We start from the raw sequence: 16,985 nt of genomic DNA, 5'->3' as shown, positions 1-16,985 counted from the left end.
CCATGCCCAAGATCGGTCAATTCTTACGCACGAACACTGGCTATGCCGGCACGCTGCGGACCCTCTCGCTCAACGTTGAACTCGTGCTTGAGCACGCCGAGCCAACTGATGCCGAGAAGGCTCCGGACTTTCGCGTCCGCATCGGGGAAGACGGGCCAGAAATTGGCGCCGGATGGAAACGGACCGGCGAAAAGGCAGGCGAATACGTGACGCTGCTGATCGACGATCCCGCTTTCGCAGCACCGATCCGCGCCAACCTTTTTCAGTCTGGCGAGGACAGAAGCGCGTGGGATCTCTACTGGAACCGTCCGCAGAGACGCGCCGAGCGGAACTAAGCCGATGCATTTCAATCCATCGGCCCGCTTCACCCTCCCCGCGCTCGGACTGCCTGGTGGAGTCCGCCTCGGACGGCTCCTCCTCATTTCCGGCGTGCTCTCTGCTCCCACCCTCGACGTTAGCGTCTCCGCGCAAACTCAACCAGCAGCCGGGGATGCATACGCCGCTCACATCAACGAGGCGGCCCGCCGGTTCGCCATTCCGACGCCGTGGATACGCGCAGTGATGCGCGTTGAAAGCGCAGCCGAAGTTCACGCGCTTTCCCACTCCGGCGCCATGGGTCTGATGCAGATCATGCCTGAAACCTGGACCGAACTGCGTAACCGGTATCGTCTCGGCAACGATCCCTTTGATCCACACGACAACATCCTCGCGGGCGCGGCTTACCTTAAGGAAATGCATGATCGCTACGGTGCCCCGGGCTTTCTCGCCGCCTACAACGCGGGACCGGCCCGCTACGACGAGTACCTCGCGTCAGGTCGCGCCTTGCCCGACGAGACACGCGCCTATCTCGCGGCGATTGCTCCCCTCCTCGGCACCGGAGGTCTCCCGGTCTTCAACACGTCGAGCGCGGCGGATGAACCATCCTGGCGCCAGGCGCCGATCTTCTTCACCCGAACCGGCGTGGCGTTCGACGCCAAACCAATCCCGCAGCCGTCGCGCACCGACGGCGCAGAAAATATGGCATCACCGCGCGATTTTTCCGCGGCGAGACCGCGCCAGGACGGGCTTTTCGTTGCACGAAATGATTCAGGTGGTGCGCCATGAGCACCACCTGAGCGAAGCGTATCCCTGAGGGGTCCGGCGCATATCGGCGGGCGTTGGTGTGGGAAGCCGCGGCCACGGACGGGCGATGGCAGGATAAAGGGCCGCGATGTGCAGCTTGGGACGGACGTGGTTTTTCAATGGCTTGCAGTATGAATTCGCGAGGTGCGCCGGGGCGCCACGCCTCGCTATATCAACGATTATCGCGTTATTTCAATACGATATGACGATGTGCGGAACTATTCCATGAGCGATGACATTGAATTCCGCATCCGGCCTGGCCGCATCCGCTCGTCGAAGGCGGAGCGTTCGCGCCCGTTCGCTTGCCGCTGCCCAGCGCGCCGGGGGATTTGTGTCGCGCGGTGGCGCGATCAATTCCGGCCAACGATCTCACTTCGGCCGTGGCCGGCGCGCCTCCGTCCAGGCCAATCGCCTGATCACGTCGCGTTCGCGCGGCGCCGTCGTAAAGGCGCGCGTCGTCCAACTCCGCGGCCGCCGCGCACCGCTTGCCACTCACCTCGCCTATCTCCGCCGCGAGGGTGTGACACGTGACGGGGAGAAGGCGCGCCTGTTCGGCCCTGGTGGAGACGATGCGGATCCGAAGGCGTTCGCCGAACGCAGCGAGGATGACCGGCATCATTTCAGGTTTATCGTGTCGCCAGACGATGCGCTCCAGATGTCCGACCTCAAGGGCTTCACGCGCGACCTCGTCAGGCAGATGGAGAAGGATCTCGATACTCGCCTCGACTGGATCGCGGTCGATCATTGGAATACCGGGCATCCCCACATCCACCTGATCGTCCGCGGTGTGCGGGACGATGGCGAGAATCTCGTCATCTCGCGCAGCTACATCACGGAAGGGATGGGCGACCGCGCCCGCGACCTCATCACCCAGGAGCTAGGGCCGCGGACCGATCACGACATCCGCCAGACGCTCGAGCGCCAAATCGAAAGCGAACGCTGGACCAGATTGGACCGTCAGCTCGCGCGCGACAGCGACCGCACCGGCATGATCGATGTCGCACCCTATCCCGATCGACAGCCTGACGAGTTCCAAGCCCTCAAGATCGGTCGCCTGCGCAAGCTCGAAAGCCTCGGCCTCGCCGATCAGGTCGGCCCGGGCCAATGGGTCATCGCCGAGAATGCGGAAGCAACGCTACGCGAGCTCGGCGAACGCGGCGACATCATCAGACGTATTCATCGCGGCCTATCGGAACGCGGCATCGAACGCAGCACCGCCAGCTATGTCCTCGCGGGCGAGAACCTCGACATGCCCGTCATCGGGCGGCTCGTCGACCGTGGTCTGGATGACGAGCTCAAGGGCACGGCCTATGCAGTAATCGACGGCGTCGACGGACGCACTCACCACATCAAGCTTCCCGATCTCGACGCGGCGGGCGACGGACCATCCGGATCCATCGTCGAACTGAGAAAGTTCGATGATGCTCATGGTCGTCGTCGTGTTGCCCTCGCTGTCCGATCTGACTTGAGCATCGAACAGCAAATCACGGCGAGTGGCGCCACCTGGCTCGACCGGCAGGCAATTGCTCGCGAACTGGTCTCACTTGGAACCGGCGGTTTCGGCGCCGAGGTGCGCGACGCGATGGACCGCCGAGCCGAAGTGCTCGTTGAGCGCCGGCTTGCCGAGCGCCAGGGGCGTAGTGTCATTTTCGCGCGCAACCTGATCGAGACCCTGCGCCGGCAGGAACTCGATGCGCTCGGAGAGAAACTCGCCACGGGAATGCACAGATCATTCAACAAGGCCGCTTCAGGCGAGTATGTCGCCGGCACCTACCGCCAGCGCTTTTCTCTCGCCTCCGGCCGCTTCGCGATGATTGACGACGGTCTTGGATTTCAGCTCGTACCGTGGTCGCCCTCACTCGAAATGCACCTCGGCCGCCATGTTTCCGGTGTCGCTCGTGGCGACGGCGGGGTCGATTGGGGCTTTGGCCGCCAGCGGGGGATCGGCCTTTAGCACCCGTCTTTTGTTATTGTGCCGGAGTAACTGAGCGACGGTGGAAACGAGGTGTCGACTAAGTGATCGTTTTGGGTGGATCAGTTGTGTTCAGAGGATCTTCACATCGCCGATTAGCTGGCCCGCGCCTTTCCCGTCGATTGTCGCTCGACCAAATGACAGGCGAGTTCCACCCGTCGCGGCGGCATAGGCAAACCGGAAAGCTTGTCGCGCAGGAGATCGAGTGCGACCGACCCGATCTCCCGCATCGGAATATGCATCGTCGTCAGCGGAGGATTGAGGAAAACCGCCTGAGGCAGGTCGTCCATGCCCATCACCGAGACATCGCCAGGTACCGAAAACCCCATTTGTTGAATGCCGATCATCGCGCCCACGGCGAGGCTGTCGCCTGCAGCCAGAACGGCCGTGAAATCCAGACCGCGGGCCGAAATCCGCTGGGCAACAGCCTGCATGGCAAGCTCCGGTAGCCAGTCGTCGACGGGAACTATCAGATCATCCGTCGCCGGCAGTCCTTTCGCCAGCAGTGCATCGCGCCAGCCTTCGAAGCGCCGCTCGATGGTTCTGCGGCCAGGCCGCATGAGAAAGAGGATGCGGCTATGGCCGAGATCGATGAGATGATCGGTTGCCAGCCGTGCGCTCGAGCGGTTGCAGGGGGTGACGCTCGATAGCCTCATGAACGGGTCGTCACCGTTGAGCAGGACCACCGGCTTGTCGAAGTCGCGCGTCGCGGCAAGCATGCCCTCGTCATCAATGGTGAGGAACAGCAGGCCGGCGACCTGGTCGTCTTGCTGGGCCTCCTTCAGCACGGCCAATTCCTCGTCCCGATCCGCGATCGGACGGGTGACGATCTCAAGGCCGAGGGTCTGCGCACGATCCTTCAGCCCCTCCAGCACGTAGAGGGTGAACTGATTGCGCACATAGTCAATCATTGCCGCGCTCGATGCGGCGAGTATGACCTTCTGACCGGCGACCGCCGTCGGGATGACATAGTTCGCGTTCTTTGCCGCTTCGAGGACCTGATGGCGGATCTCCGGGCGAACACCTTTTTCGCCGGCCAGAGCGCGTGATGCCGTGCTGAGAGAAACACCGCATACCTCGGCGATGTCCTCGAGACGGACACGCTTGCTTTTCTTGCCACGCTTGCCGGACGGCGGTTTGGCGATCACTTCGCTGCTCCTTTTTCGCAATCATGAGAAAAATTTTCAGATTGCGCAAGAGAAAACCTCATGCCTTTATCTTCTCCGAGGAGCCGCGCAGGCGGTAAATATGGGAGGAACGTCATGGGTCCGAATGCCCGCGATATTCGCGTTGGTCTCGATCGTCTTGTCGCCGGCATGACCGGCCTCAGGCATGAGGGTCGTTTCCACGAGCCGAACCTCGACGGGACCGCGGGTGACTACATCAGCTTCGACAGTTGGGAATGGCCACAGGGCGTCGGTCTCTACGGCCTGATCAGGCTCTGGCTGTTCACCGGCCGCGACGATCTGCGCCAGCTCGTCGAGAACTGGTATGAAGCAAGGCTTGCAGCGGGCCTGCCCGAGCTCAACGTCAACACGACGGCGCCGATGCTCGGCCTCTCCGTGCTTTGGGCAAAGACCGGAAATCCGCGGTGGAAACCGGTGCTCGACGGTTGGGCGGACCGCGTGATTGCGGAAATGGGGCGCACGTCGGAAGGCGGCTTCGAGCATCATGTCTCCGACAAAGTCAACGACAACGAACTGTGGGACGACACACTTTATATGGTGGCGCTTTTCCTCGCCTCCTACGGCCAGGCGAGCGGCCGGCGTGAGCTCGTCGACGAAGCTTCGCGACAATTCCTCGTCCATGCCCGCTATCTCTCCGACCCTCAGACCGGCCTCTGGTTCCATGGTTGGACCTTCGACGGGCGGCACAATTTTGCGCGGGCACGCTGGGCACGCGGCAATGCCTGGATCACCGCCGGCATACTCGATTTCTTCGACCTCGCCGAGATCGCCAACCCGGTCAGGACCTTCCTTGAAGGAGTCCTTGTCAGCCAGGTCGACGCGCTTCTGCCGCTGCAGACCCCATCTGGCGCCTGGCGCACCCTTCTCGACGACTCGAGTTCCTACGAGGAGATCTCGGCCACCGCGGGGATCGGCTACGGGCTGCTCAAGGGCCATCGCCTCGGCCTCGGCACACCCGCCTGGCAGACTGCCGGCTTGAAGGCGCTCGAGGCGGTCATGAACAATATCGATGAGAACGGCACCGTGCTCAACGTCTCCTACGGGACGCGCATGGGCCCTGATCTCCAGTTCTATAAGGACATTCCGATCCAGCCGACCGGCTACGGACAGGCGCTGGCGATCCTGTGCCTTTCCGAAGCCCTTCAGCATGTCGGCGCAGAAGGACAGGCGGCATCACGATGAGAGTTTTGTACGGGGCCGGCCCCGAGGACATCAAGGGCTACGATACGGAGCGTCTGCGTCGCGAGTTCCTGATCACGGACCTCTTTGCCCCGGATGCGGTTAACTTCACCTACACCCATGTCGATCGTCTGCTGATCGGCAGCGCCGTGCCGGTAGCGAAAATCCTGACCTTCGGATCCGGCGCCGAAATCGGCACGCCCTATCTGCTTTCGGCACGAGAGATGGGTATCGCCAACCTCGGCGGCAGCGGCACGGTCATCGTGGACGGGCAGGAATTTACCCTTCAAAACCGCGACGTTCTCTATGTGGGACGGGGTGCAAAGGAAATCACCGTAGCGAGCCAGTCCGCCGATGCGCCGGCGCGCTACTACATGAACTCCGTTCCGGCCGGCACCGACCTGCCCCACCGGCTGATCCCGAGGCAGGAAGCCAAGCCGCTCGAGCTCGGCGACGCCAGGCGGTCGAACAAACGCCGCCTCGCGATGTACATCCATCCGGAAGTGGCTCCCTCCTGCCTGCTGCTGATGGGCATCACGGATCTGGCCGAAGGCAGCATCTGGAACACGATGCCACCGCATCTGCACGAGCGCCGCATGGAGGCCTACTGTTATTTCGACATGGCAAGCGAAGACCGGATCATCCATCTGATGGGCCGTCCCGAGGAAACGCGCCATCTCGTCGTCGCGGACGGCAACGCGGTGCTCTCGCCCGCCTGGTCGATCCATATGGGTGCCGGCACCGGACCCTATGCCTTCGTCTGGGGCATGACCGGAGAAAATCAGGAATACAACGACGTGAACCCCGTGGCCGTGGCTGAGCTCAAATGACTGATACGACGTTCCACCTGAAGAAGAATCTCGCCGAGGGCGAAGCCATCCGCTACTGGCAGCTTGGCGCGATCGCCGAAGAGCGTTTCGACGTGCCGGACCAGCCGATGAAGGGCGAGATGGATCCCTTCTTCTTCCTGACCAAGCACAAGAACTTCATTCCCCACGAATATCCCTGCCGCACGATCTTTGCCGAGCGCTATCGCGGCAAGCGGCCGGACGTGCGCGGCACTTTCGAAGCCACGCGCTGGTGGTTGCCGTTCGGCTCGCCACGGCTCGATCTCTCCGGCTTCTGGTTCCGTCCGACGCGGCTGTCGACCTGGGCGCGGACCTATATCGAGGCGGCAAACGCCGGGACGGCGAAGGTCCGTCTCGGCACCTGCGGCGGCGCGGTCCTCTGGATCAACGATGCCGAAGCGGGCTGGATGGCCCCCTATAGCCGCAATCTCGAGGCTCGGGCCGAGTACGACCTGCCCTTGAAGGCCGGGCTCAACAAGATCGAGATCTTCTTCGACGACCTTGCCGAGCGCGACGCGCGCTACTTCTTCCAGCTCGACTACCTCTCGGGTCCCAAGGCCAGCGTGGCGCTTCCCGTTCCCTGTGAGAGCGAGGCGGCAAGCAGGATCGAGGACGTGCTCGACGGCATGCACTTCGACCGCCCCGCCTATTTCGAGGGCGACATCACGCTGCTTTTCGCCACACCACTCCCGGTTGACGTCGGGGTCAATGTCACCGTCGAAGGCGATTTCATGTCGACCGAGCGTTTCGACCACGACTTCGTTCTGAAGGCCGGTGAACGGCGCCTCGTCATTGGCCCGGCCAAGCAGGCGCCAGCCGATTTCCGCCATTTTCGGATCACGCTCGATGCCGGCGGCTTCGTCGCATCGCGCTCGCTCGGCGTGGAGATCTGCCACGCCGGCCGACAGGGTGAAGCACCGTCGTCGCTTGCGGCTCGCATCACTGAAACGCTCGACGAGATTTCCGAATTCTCCGAGCGCGACACAGTGCGCGCCTTCGCGCGGCTGGCGAGCGGGCGCACGGGCGCGGACACCGACGCGATGATCGAAGAGATCCTGCCGTCGATCGAGGATTGCCACGACTGCGCCGATTTCTCGCTCGTGCCGCTGATCTGGTCCCGCACAGTCTGGGGTGAGGATATCGGCGAGCGGACGCGCGCCCGCGTCGATCAGGCCATTCTCAACTTCCGCTACTGGATGGACGAGCCAGGCAACGATGTGCAGTGGTACTTCTCCGAAAACCATGCATTGCTGTTCCATACCTCGGCCTATCTTGCCGGCCACCTTCTTCCGGGCGCCACGTTCCGCCGCTCCCGCCGCAAGGGCGAGGAACAAAGGGCAGTCGGCGCCGCCCGGGTGCGGGCCTGGCTCGACCATTTCGAAGCCTGGGAAATGGCGGAATTCAACTCCGCGCCCTATTTCCCCATCGATCTTAAGGGCCTGACGGCGCTTGCAGCGCTTTCGCCCGATGCCGACATCGCCGAGCGTGCCAGGAAAGGTATCGTCCGACTCTGCGAGATAATTGCCCGCTCCGCCCACCACGGCATGATCACCGCCGCCCAGGGGCGCTCCTACGAACACACACTTTGCGCCGGCCGCTCGCTCGAGCTTTCGGCCATCGCGCGCCTGCTCTGGGGCAAGGGCTGGTACGGCCGCCGCGTGCACGCGCTGCCGCAGCTTGCCGTTTGCCTGCGCGATCACGGCCTCGTCGTGCCGGAAAGCCTGGCAGCGGTTGCCTGCCACCAGGGCGACGAGCACCAGGAATGGCGGTTTGCCCAGGGCGAAAACCGGTTCGCCGCGCTCTATCACTACAAGGGACGGAATTTCGCGATGGGCTCTGCCAGCCACTACCGCTGGCGCGAGTGGGGCTATCAGGAAACCGTTCTGCATCTCAGGATCGGCGAGCGTCCGGAAGCAGCGGTCTGGATCAATCATCCGGGCGAGACGATCCAGTTCGGGTACGGTCGACCCTCCTTTTGGGGTGGTTGCGGCGCCCTCCCTCGCGCGCACCAGTACAGAGGGTTGGCCGTACTCGACTTTTCGACTTTCGAGGAGCAGCCTGATTTCACCCACGCCTGGTTCCCGATCGCCGAGTTCGACGAGAGCGCAATAAGAGGCAAGCGCGCCTTCGCGCGTAGTGGACGCGGCGCTGTCGCCCTCATCGGCAGCGGTGACCTGGAACTGGTGCAAGTAGGCCCCTCGGCCAAGGTGGAACTGCGCCAGTACGGCCGCATGACACGCTGGATCGTCCGGGTCTGCGACGCCACCAGGATCGAATCCGTCGAAACGAGATTTGCCGGCCTTTCGGTGGAGGAGGCCGAGGAAGGCACGGTTGTCATCGATGACCCCGATTATGGTCGTGTGGTGTTCCGCAAGGATGGATCGACGTTGGCCGAGGGCCGCACAATCGCACCGCTGGATTTCCCGGTCGCCGGCGAGGTCGCCATGCTGACCGCAGGATGACGAACCGGGCGCCGGTCGGGAGAAACCGGCGCCGGTCCAAAAGGCGAGCGGGAGAAGGCTCGCGCATGAAGAGGAGGAGGAGAAGATAATGACCAAGACAGGGACAATGCTCGCGGCTTTCGCGGTTGGGCTTCTGACGTCCACGGCCGCAACGGCCGGCGACGTGCGCATCATGTGGTATTCGGACGGGGTCGAAGGCGAGGTCCTCAAGGATCTGCTCGACCGCTTCATGAAGGAGAATCCGGGAATCAACGTCATCCTCGACAACGTCTCCTACAGCGTCGTTCGCGAACAGTTGCCGGTGCAACTCGAGGCCGGAAACGGCCCGGATATTGCGCGTGTTACCAACCTGAAGGCCCAGAGCCAGCACTGGCTTGATCTTCGCCCGTTTGTTGGCGATCCCGCCTACTGGGACGCGAACTTCGGCGACCAGGCTGACTGGATGCGCCCGGACGGCTCCAACCAGATTTCCGGCTTCATGACGCAGATCACGATCGCCGGCGGCTTCGCCAACAAGACGCTGTTCGACCAAGCCGGTGTCGCAATCCCGGGCAAGGATGCGACCTGGGACGAGTGGGCGAAGGCGGCGAAGCAGGTTGCAGAGAACCAGCAGGTGCCCTTCCCGATGGCGCTCGACCGCTCGGGCCATCGGCTTAGCGGACCGAACCTCTCCTTTGGAGCCAACTACATCGGTGCCGACGGCAAGCCGGCGCCGCTTGACGAAGGCTCGAAGGCCTTCCTCGAAAAGTTCGTCGGCTGGATCGCCGATGGCACCATGAGCAAGGACGTCTGGGTGTCGGCCGCCGGCTCCACCTATCGCGCCGCCGCCGACGACTTCATCAACGGCCAACTCGTCTACTATTATTCCGGCTCATGGCAGATTCCGAACTTCTCCACCAAGATCGGCTCGAACTTCGACTGGGTGGCGACGGGCAGCCCCTGCGGACCGGCGAACTGCACCGGCATGACCGGCGGGGCCGGGCTCGTGGCGGTCAAGTACACGAAGAACCCCAAGGAAGTCGCCAAGGTGATGGACTACCTCGCCCGGGAGGACATCGTGAAGGAATTCTCCGAGCGCACGTTGTTCCTGCCCGCGCATAAGGGTCTTGTGGCCAAGGGGCTCGACTTCAAGACCGACGACGCCCAGGCGAAAGCTGCGCTCGCCGAATTCATCGACGCAAGCAAGACGCTGTCCGATCTCGCGCGCAAGCTGCCCGGCTGGCACTGGTCCGATACGGTCTACGGCGCCCTCGTCACCCGCGTGAGCCAGGCAGCCGCCGGCGAGATGCCGCTCGACGAGGCGGTCACCCGCATCGATGCCGACATTGCGGCCAAGGTGAAGGACTCGGGCCTCTAGACACAGTCACCAAAACGCGGCCGACGGCACCAAGGCTCCAGGAGGAGCGCGCCGTCGGCCCCGCGCCATCCGCTCTCCACAGCACGTTGAAGCGCCAGAAACCGGGCTGTGCCGCAACTTATAGTCACTCGCTATCTGCGTCGTCAGGAAGGCAAACGATGAAGGCAGAAACTCCTAAATCGACCGGCTCCGGTTTCGGCGAAGCGATCATGGTCCCGGTCCGTCTCGCGATGGGCCTGGTCGATGCCCCCTTGCGTTGGGTGCAGCGGAAGTTCGGCCTTGGCGGCATGGCGGCCTTTTTCCTGCTGCCAAACATGCTGATCTTCGGCATCTTCGTGCTGCTGCCTTTCTTCATCAACTTCGCCTATTCGATGACCGGCGGAACGGCACTCTTCCTCGACGACCGAACCTTCGTCGGCACGGATCAATACACCCGGCTTTTCGACTGCTCAAACTATCTCGATCCGAATAGCTGCACCGAGGACACCTTCTGGACCGCCGTCGGCAATACTGCCTGGTTCGTCGTTCTCCAGGTGACGCTGATGATCCTCTTCTCGCTCGTCACCGCGCTGATCCTCAATCGCGAGCTGACGGCGCGCAGTTTCTGGCGAGCGGTCTTCTTCTTTCCCGTCCTTTTGTCCCCCGTCGTCGTCGGCCTGATCTGGAAGTGGATCCTGCAGCGGCAGGGCTTGTTGAACTTCGCGCTCTACGGCTTCGGATTCCAGCCTTATACTTGGCTCAACGACCGCAACTGGGCCTTTGCCGCGACGGTCGGCGTCTCGATCTGGGCGCATATGGGTTTCTATACACTGATCCTGCTTGCCGGCCTGCAGGCGATCCCGAAGGACCTCTACGAGGCGGCAGAAATGGACGGCACCCGCCCGGCGCGCGCCTTCTGGCGCATCACCTTGCCGCTGCTGATGCCCAACCTGCTCGTCGTCATCGTGCTCGTCCTCATCCGAGCCGTGCAGATCTTCGACGAGGTCTACGTCCTCACCGGCGGCGGTCCGGGCACCAGTACGCTCTATCTCACCCAATACATCTACGAGACCGGCTTTGCGACGCAGTTGCGAAACCCCGGCCTTGCCGCGGCCGCGTCGATCCTCATGGGCGGCGTGCTCATCGTCCTGACGCTGATCCAGCTTGGACTCGGCCGCTCCAGTGAGAAGAAGGGGAGCCGCAAATGAGCCGGATTGCCGCATTCATCTTCCGACGCAAGGGAGGCAACGGCTGGCACTGGACGGACATCGTCACCTGGATCTGGTTGGTCGGTGGCCTTCTCATCATGTTTGGCCCCGCCGTCTGGCTCGTCGGGTCCTCCTTCAAGTCGCCGGCGGCGCTCGCCGAGTTCCCTCCGACGCTCCTGCCCTATGTCACTCAGAAGGTAACCGTCGAAGGCTATGACAAGCCGCTCTATCTCTATGACGCGACGTTGCCGGACGGCAGCAAGGCGGTTCTGGCCGAAGTCCGCCGCATCGGCATCATCAGCCAGATGGTCGATCCGGAAAAACCCAGAGAAATCATCAAGGTCAACATAGCGCAGCGCACGCCAGTCAGGACCATGGCTTTCGCGACAACCAACTACACCGAGCCATTCATCCATTTCGACTTCGTGCGCTACCTCTGGAATTCGGTGTTCGTGACGGTGACCGCAACGCTGATCACCCTCGTCGTCAACTCGATGGCGGCCTTCGCGCTCAGCAAATACGAATTCCGTGGCCGGGCCGTCGCGATGCTCCTGATCCTCGCGACGCTAATGGTGCCGCTTTCCGTCATCATGGTGCCGCTTTATTCGATCGTCTCGGCACTCGGCCTCTTCAACAATCTCTGGGGCGTGATCCTGCCGACGGTGGCGACGCCGACCGGCGTGTTCATCCTCCGCCAGTATATGCTCACCATTCCCGACGAGTTGATCGACGCCGCACGCATGGACAAGGCTTCGGAATGGCAGATCTACTGGCGCATCGTCCTGCCACTGACGGCACCTGCCCTCGCCGTTCTTGCGATCTTCTCCGTCGTCTGGCGCTGGAACGACTTCCTCTGGCCGCTGATCGTGCTGTCGCGCAAGGAGCTCTATACATTGCAGGTGGGCCTGAGCATCTATTCCGGCGAACTCAACGTGCAGTGGCATTTCATTCTCGCCATGACGGTCGTGACCATGATCCCCGTCGTTCTGGTCTTCATCTTCCTGCAGCGCTTCATCACCACCGGCATTGCCGGAACCGGACTGAAATAAGGGGGCACCATGGGCCACATCAAGCTCACCAACGTGACCAAGTCATTCGGCGCCGTCGACGTGCTTCATGACATCAACCTGGAGATCAAGGACGGCGAGTTCGTCGTCTTCGTCGGACCGTCCGGCTGCGGCAAGTCCACGCTCCTGCGCACGATCGCGGGCCTCGAAAAGCCGACGGGCGGCGAGCTTGCCATAGACGGCAAGGTGGTCAACACTGTGCCCGCCGCCGATCGCGGGCTCGCCATGGTCTTCCAGTCCTACGCGCTCTATCCCCATATGAGCGTGCGCCAGAACCTCGCCTTCGGCCTCGAAAACACCAGGATGCCGAAGGACGAGATCGCCGCGCGTATCGCCGAGGCGGCGCGCATGCTTGAGATCGAGCCCTATCTCGATCGCCGGCCCGGCCAGCTTTCCGGCGGGCAGCGCCAGCGTGTCGCAATCGGCCGCGCGATCGTGCGCCGGCCGGTCGCCTTCCTGCTCGACGAGCCGCTTTCGAACCTCGACGCCGAGCTGCGCGGCTCGACGCGCGCCGAACTTGCGGCGCTGCACGCTCGCCTTTCGGCCACGATGATCTATGTGACCCACGACCAGGTCGAGGCGATGACGCTCGCCGACCGCATCGTCGTGCTCCGCGCCGGGCGGATCGAACAGGTCGGCACACCCCTGGAGCTCTACAACCGGCCGGCAAATCGCTTCGTCGCCGGCTTCATCGGCTCGCCGCACATGAATTTCCTCGAAGGTACGGTCGAAGCGGTTCCTTCACAGAAGGCGATCGCGACACTCGCCGGGGGGCATCGGCTGGAGCTTCCGGTCGGCGCCGACATAGAAACGGGATCGCGCATCACCCTCGGCGTCAGGCCGCAGCACATCGCCCTCGGCGCCGGCGACAACAGCGTTCCGGCAAAGGTTAGGCTCGTCGAGGCGCTCGGCTCGGAAACGGTGCTGCATGCCGACGTCGCCGGACAGAAGGTTCTGGTCGTCGCTCCAGGCCAGTACGACCTTTCGCCGGGTGCCGACATCGACCTGTCGCTATCGGCCGCGCCCATCCATCTCTTCAACGAAAGAGGGCTTCGCCTTGAACGCGCTGTTTGATCTTACCGGCAAGACGGCACTCGTGACCGGCGCCCGGACGGGCCTCGGCCAGGGCATGGCATTGGCGCTGGCACGGGCGGGCGCCAATGTCGCAGCGCTCGGCTCCTCGCCGATGCCAGAAACAGCAGAGCTGGTTCAGCAAGCGGGCGTACGCTTCCGTGCCCTGCAGGTTGACCTGTCGAAGCCCTTTGACGCAGCCGCGATTGTCGACGAGGTCGCAACGGCCTTCGGCGGCATCGACATCCTCGTGAACAATGCCGGCATCATTCGTCGTGCCGACCTCCTCGACTATACCGATGAGGATTGGGACAGCGTCATCAATGTCAACCTGAAGGCTGCGTTCCTCCTGTCGCAAGCAGTCGCGCGGCACATGGTTGCGACCGGACGCGCCGGGCGGCTCATCAACATCGCCTCCATGCTGACGTTCCAGGGCGGGATCCGCGTCCCGGCCTATTCCGCTTCGAAGCACGGCCTCGCGGGCCTCACCAAGGCCATGGCGAACGAACTGGCCCTGCATGGAATAACTGTCAACGCCATCGCCCCGGGCTACATGGCGACCGACAACACCGAGGCGCTGCGCAATGACGCCGAGCGCAACGCCCAGATTTTGGCACGCATCCCTTTGGGGCGCTGGGGCAGCCCGGACGACCTGAGCACCGCGGTCCTCTTCTTTGCCTCCCCTGCCTCCGCCTATGTGACCGGTGCTGTGCTACCGGTCGACGGCGGCTGGCTGGTGCGCTAAGTGTTGCGTTGACCGGAGTACTGCTCGGGAATCGTGAAGACCGCATACGCGCAAATCCACGCTTCCGCGACCCTGCTTACGAGGCGGCCATTGAACGCTAGGGCCATTGTTTGCCTCTTGATCTTGCTATCGTATATCCGTCTGTATCGGATCGCTATGGGTCAGATTTTCACCACTAGATCGTTGGCGCTCGGCTCTCTATTGACGAGCATACCCTGTGCTCGCACAGCATGTCCTCAAGGTCGCTGTGGCTCACAGCGCAGGCCATACCACCGAACCGTCCGCAGAATGATGCCGCGGAAATGCAACCCAGCCTCAAACACAGAAGGCTCAAATCCCGCGATCGCCGTATTTTTTGCTCTCCCAACTGACGGCGTCTAGGGGGTAAAGACCTCGTTGGCGGGGGAAGCCGAGCCGCCCGGCGTCGGTCCGCCGCCGATGACGAACATCCGGCCATCGACCACGGCCGCCCCCAGGCCGTGCCGCGCCGTCGGCATTGCTGCAAGGCGCTGCCAGTCGTCGCTCACCGGGTTGTAGGCCTCGACCGTGTTGAAGGTGCCCTGGGGCGCTTCGCCGCCAACCACAAGGATGCGTCCGTCGATGACGGCCGCAGCGATCCCGCTGCGTGGCGTCGGTAAGTCGGCGCGGCGTTCCCAGCGGTCGCTCGCCGGGTCATAGACCTCGTTGGCGGCGAGGTTGCTGGCATAGCTGCCGTCGATGCGGCCACCGATGGCATAAAGCCGCCCGTCCACCACGGCGACTGCCAGATGGTCGCGCGCGGTTCGAAGAGCCGCATGGCTCGACCAAGTGTCACTGGCGGGATCATAGACCTCATGCGCAGGCGTATTGCGCCGACCGTCTCCGGCGCCGCCGACGACGTGGATCTTGCCGTCGAGCGCCGCTGCAGCAAGCGCACCTCGTGCTGTTGGCATTGATGCCAGGCCGCGCCAGCGATCGTGCGCCAGATCATATTCATAGAGCGTGGCAACCGGCGTCCAGCCGTCAGAATAGCCGCCGACCACATAGAGCTTGCCGTTCAGGCCGACCGCCCCTGCATGATGCAGCGGCTGCGGGGGTGGCGCGCCGCGGCTCCACCGGTCGGCGCGCGGATCGTAGATCTCAAGCTCACTGGCCCCGGAGAAGCCACCGACCACATAGATCTTGCCGTCCAGCCCCGCGACGGCGACCTCGGACCGCTCGGAGGCCATCGGCGCGGCGCTACGCCACTGGCCGGCACCCGGCTGCGCCGTCGCCGCGCTGCTCAGCAGCAGCCAAACAAACAGGAGCGTGAGGAAGGGGTATGTTTGGGATAATGGCATATTGAGCCTCTTCGCCGGTGCCAAAAAATGGGCCAAAGGCGGGACACAGAGAACCATCCGCCGAAGAATACCTGAAAGGTTACGGCAGCCACAGACCCTAAGCTCAGGAAGCTCGGCTGGAAATCGCCGTTATCTCCTTGATCCGGCGTTCGGCCGTTTTCGCTGACTGGTCAAGCCGGTGCCGTCATTGGCGCGATGTGCACCGGCCGGCGATGGGCGCCCCAGTGACCCGGGTGCGGCTCGAAGATGCCGGGGCAAGGCGTGCCGCAGCGGTGGCAGAGGCCTTCGGCGTCGAGTGCCCAGGTCAACAGGCTGTACCAGTCGCGAGCGATAAGGCATGCGCCGCAGGCATGGCACCAGGTGCTGCCACCGATGTCATCATGCACGTTACCGCAGTAGACGTACCGCAGCCCGTTTTGGAGGCCGATCCGGCGCGCCCGTGTCAGCGTTGCGGGCGCGGTGGGCGGCTTGTCCATCATTTTCCAGTCGGGGTGGAAGGCCGTGAAGTGAAGCGGCACATCCGGGCCTAGTTCTTCCATGATCCATTGCGTCAGGGCCTCGATCTCCGCCTCAGAATCGTTCACGCCGGGAATGAGCAGCGTCGTGATCTCGAACCAGACGGAGGTCTCGCGCTTGAGATAAACAAGCGTGTCGAGCACCGGCTGGAGTTGGCCGCTGCAGACGCGTTGGTAAAAGCGCTCGGTGAAAGCCTTGAGATCGATATTGGCCGCATCCATGTGGCGGTAGAATTCGGTGCGTGGTTCGGAGCAGACATAGCCGGCCGTAACCGCGACGCTTTTGATCCCCAACTCGCGGCACGCATCGGCCACGTCGGTGGCGTATTCATGGAAAATCACAGGGTCGTTGTAGGTGAAGGCAACGCTGCGGCAGCCGAGATCGGCCGCCGCCCGGGCGATCGCCGCGGGAGAAGCGGCGTCGGCGAGTGTATCGATCGCGCGAGACTTGCTGATGTCCCAATTCTGACAGAACCGACAGGCGAGATTACAGCCGGCCGTGCCAAACGACAGGACGGCGGTGCCCGGCAGAAAATGGTGGAGCGGCTTTTTCTCGATCGGATCCGCGCAGAAGCCGCTGGAGCGACCGTAGGTCGTTAGCACCATCCGGTCGCCCTGACGGGCGCGGACGAAGCAGAGCCCCCGTTGCCCCTCATGCAACTTGCAAAATCGCGGACAGAGGTCGCATTGGATGCGCCCGTCGGCAAGCGCATGCCAATAGCGGCCCGGCACAATCGACGCGTCATGCGGCTGCAATTCCGGGCGGACTGCGGTCGTGGCGTTGGGGATTGAGGACATGCTGGCATGATAGACCTGTCATGGTATCGTTCAATGGGTGATGGACCGCTCCCGGGGAGCACGTGCCCCCTCGGCGATCGCCGACGGCACGCAGGTCTTCTCGGCGATACTGTTTCTGCTCTGTGGGGTCGGTTCCGGCCAGCGCACTCGGTATCT

Annotated in this window: 13 protein-coding genes and 1 pseudogene; 11 read left to right on the top strand and 3 right to left on the bottom strand. The window is 63.2% G+C overall.

What is annotated here, in order from left to right; genetic code table 11:
* Positions 1–2 precede the first annotated feature (2 nt).
* From QN224_RS30655 to QN224_RS30645, 3 genes and pseudogenes are all read left to right on the top strand, one after another.
* The gene (locus tag QN224_RS30655) at positions 3–335 is read left to right on the top strand and encodes a DUF736 domain-containing protein (RefSeq protein WP_283979744.1); all 333 of its coding nucleotides are present in this window, start codon (positions 3–5) and stop codon (positions 333–335) included.
* Between the two features lie 4 nt (positions 336–339).
* On the top strand, positions 340–1,104 hold the full coding sequence (locus tag QN224_RS30650; protein WP_283979743.1) for a lytic transglycosylase domain-containing protein: 765 nt from the start codon (positions 340–342) through the stop codon (positions 1,102–1,104).
* A gap of 243 nt (positions 1,105–1,347) precedes the next feature.
* A pseudogene (locus QN224_RS30645) lies at positions 1,348–3,076 on the top strand (relaxase/mobilization nuclease domain-containing protein).
* 113 nt (positions 3,077–3,189) lie between these two features.
* Here the strand turns inward: QN224_RS30645 and QN224_RS30640 are convergent.
* The gene (locus tag QN224_RS30640; protein ID WP_283979742.1) at positions 3,190–4,242 is read right to left on the bottom strand and encodes a LacI family DNA-binding transcriptional regulator; all 1,053 of its coding nucleotides are present in this window, start codon (positions 4,240–4,242) and stop codon (positions 3,190–3,192) included.
* Between the two features lie 114 nt (positions 4,243–4,356).
* Between QN224_RS30640 and QN224_RS30635 the strand changes: the two genes are divergently transcribed.
* The 8 genes from QN224_RS30635 (at position 4,357) to kduD (ending at position 14,197) form a co-directional block, all read left to right on the top strand.
* A complete protein-coding gene (locus QN224_RS30635; protein WP_283979741.1) occupies positions 4,357–5,463 on the top strand; it encodes a glycoside hydrolase family 105 protein in 1,107 nt (368 codons plus the stop codon).
* Positions 5,454–6,290, top strand: a complete 837-nt coding sequence (kduI, locus tag QN224_RS30630; protein WP_173513805.1) for a 5-dehydro-4-deoxy-D-glucuronate isomerase — start codon at positions 5,454–5,456, stop codon at positions 6,288–6,290. The genes QN224_RS30635 and kduI overlap by 10 nt, the downstream gene beginning before the upstream one ends.
* Entirely contained in the window at positions 6,287–8,770 is a 2,484-nt protein-coding gene (locus QN224_RS30625; RefSeq protein WP_283979740.1) for a hypothetical protein, read from the top strand. The genes kduI and QN224_RS30625 overlap by 4 nt, the downstream gene beginning before the upstream one ends.
* Positions 8,771–8,858: 88 nt before the next feature.
* Positions 8,859–10,127, top strand: coding sequence for an ABC transporter substrate-binding protein (locus QN224_RS30620; protein WP_283979739.1), 1,269 nt, complete (start codon positions 8,859–8,861; stop codon positions 10,125–10,127).
* A 158-nt stretch (positions 10,128–10,285) separates the two neighbouring features.
* Positions 10,286–11,314 carry a sugar ABC transporter permease gene (locus tag QN224_RS30615; RefSeq protein WP_283979738.1) on the top strand — a complete coding sequence of 343 codons (1,029 nt, stop codon included), beginning with the start codon at positions 10,286–10,288 and terminating at the stop codon, positions 11,312–11,314.
* A complete protein-coding gene (locus QN224_RS30610) occupies positions 11,311–12,363 on the top strand; it encodes a carbohydrate ABC transporter permease (RefSeq protein ID WP_173513660.1) in 1,053 nt (350 codons plus the stop codon). Before QN224_RS30615 ends, QN224_RS30610 begins: the two co-directional genes overlap by 4 nt.
* Positions 12,364–12,372: 9 nt before the next feature.
* Positions 12,373–13,455, top strand: coding sequence for a sn-glycerol-3-phosphate ABC transporter ATP-binding protein UgpC (locus tag QN224_RS30605; RefSeq protein WP_283979737.1), 1,083 nt, complete (start codon positions 12,373–12,375; stop codon positions 13,453–13,455).
* Positions 13,439–14,197 (top strand): 2-dehydro-3-deoxy-D-gluconate 5-dehydrogenase KduD, encoded by a 759-nt coding sequence (gene kduD, locus QN224_RS30600; protein WP_283979736.1) that lies wholly within the window; start codon positions 13,439–13,441, stop codon positions 14,195–14,197. Before QN224_RS30605 ends, kduD begins: the two co-directional genes overlap by 17 nt.
* A 377-nt stretch (positions 14,198–14,574) precedes the next feature.
* Here kduD and QN224_RS30595 read toward each other — a convergent pair whose 3' ends face one another.
* Both QN224_RS30595 and amrS read right to left on the bottom strand, forming a co-directional pair.
* A complete protein-coding gene (locus QN224_RS30595; RefSeq protein ID WP_283979735.1) occupies positions 14,575–15,516 on the bottom strand; it encodes a kelch repeat-containing protein in 942 nt (313 codons plus the stop codon).
* A gap of 170 nt (positions 15,517–15,686) precedes the next feature.
* A complete protein-coding gene (amrS, locus tag QN224_RS30590) occupies positions 15,687–16,829 on the bottom strand; it encodes an AmmeMemoRadiSam system radical SAM enzyme (RefSeq protein WP_283979734.1) in 1,143 nt (380 codons plus the stop codon).
* Positions 16,830–16,985 lie beyond the last annotated feature (156 nt).

The sequence above is a fragment of the Sinorhizobium sp. 7-81 genome, from assembly GCF_030124405.1.
Classification (GTDB): Bacteria; Pseudomonadota; Alphaproteobacteria; order Rhizobiales; family Rhizobiaceae; genus Sinorhizobium; species Sinorhizobium psoraleae.
The sequence above is the reverse complement of the archived record's forward strand: the minus strand, read 5'-3'. Positions and strand labels throughout refer to the sequence as shown.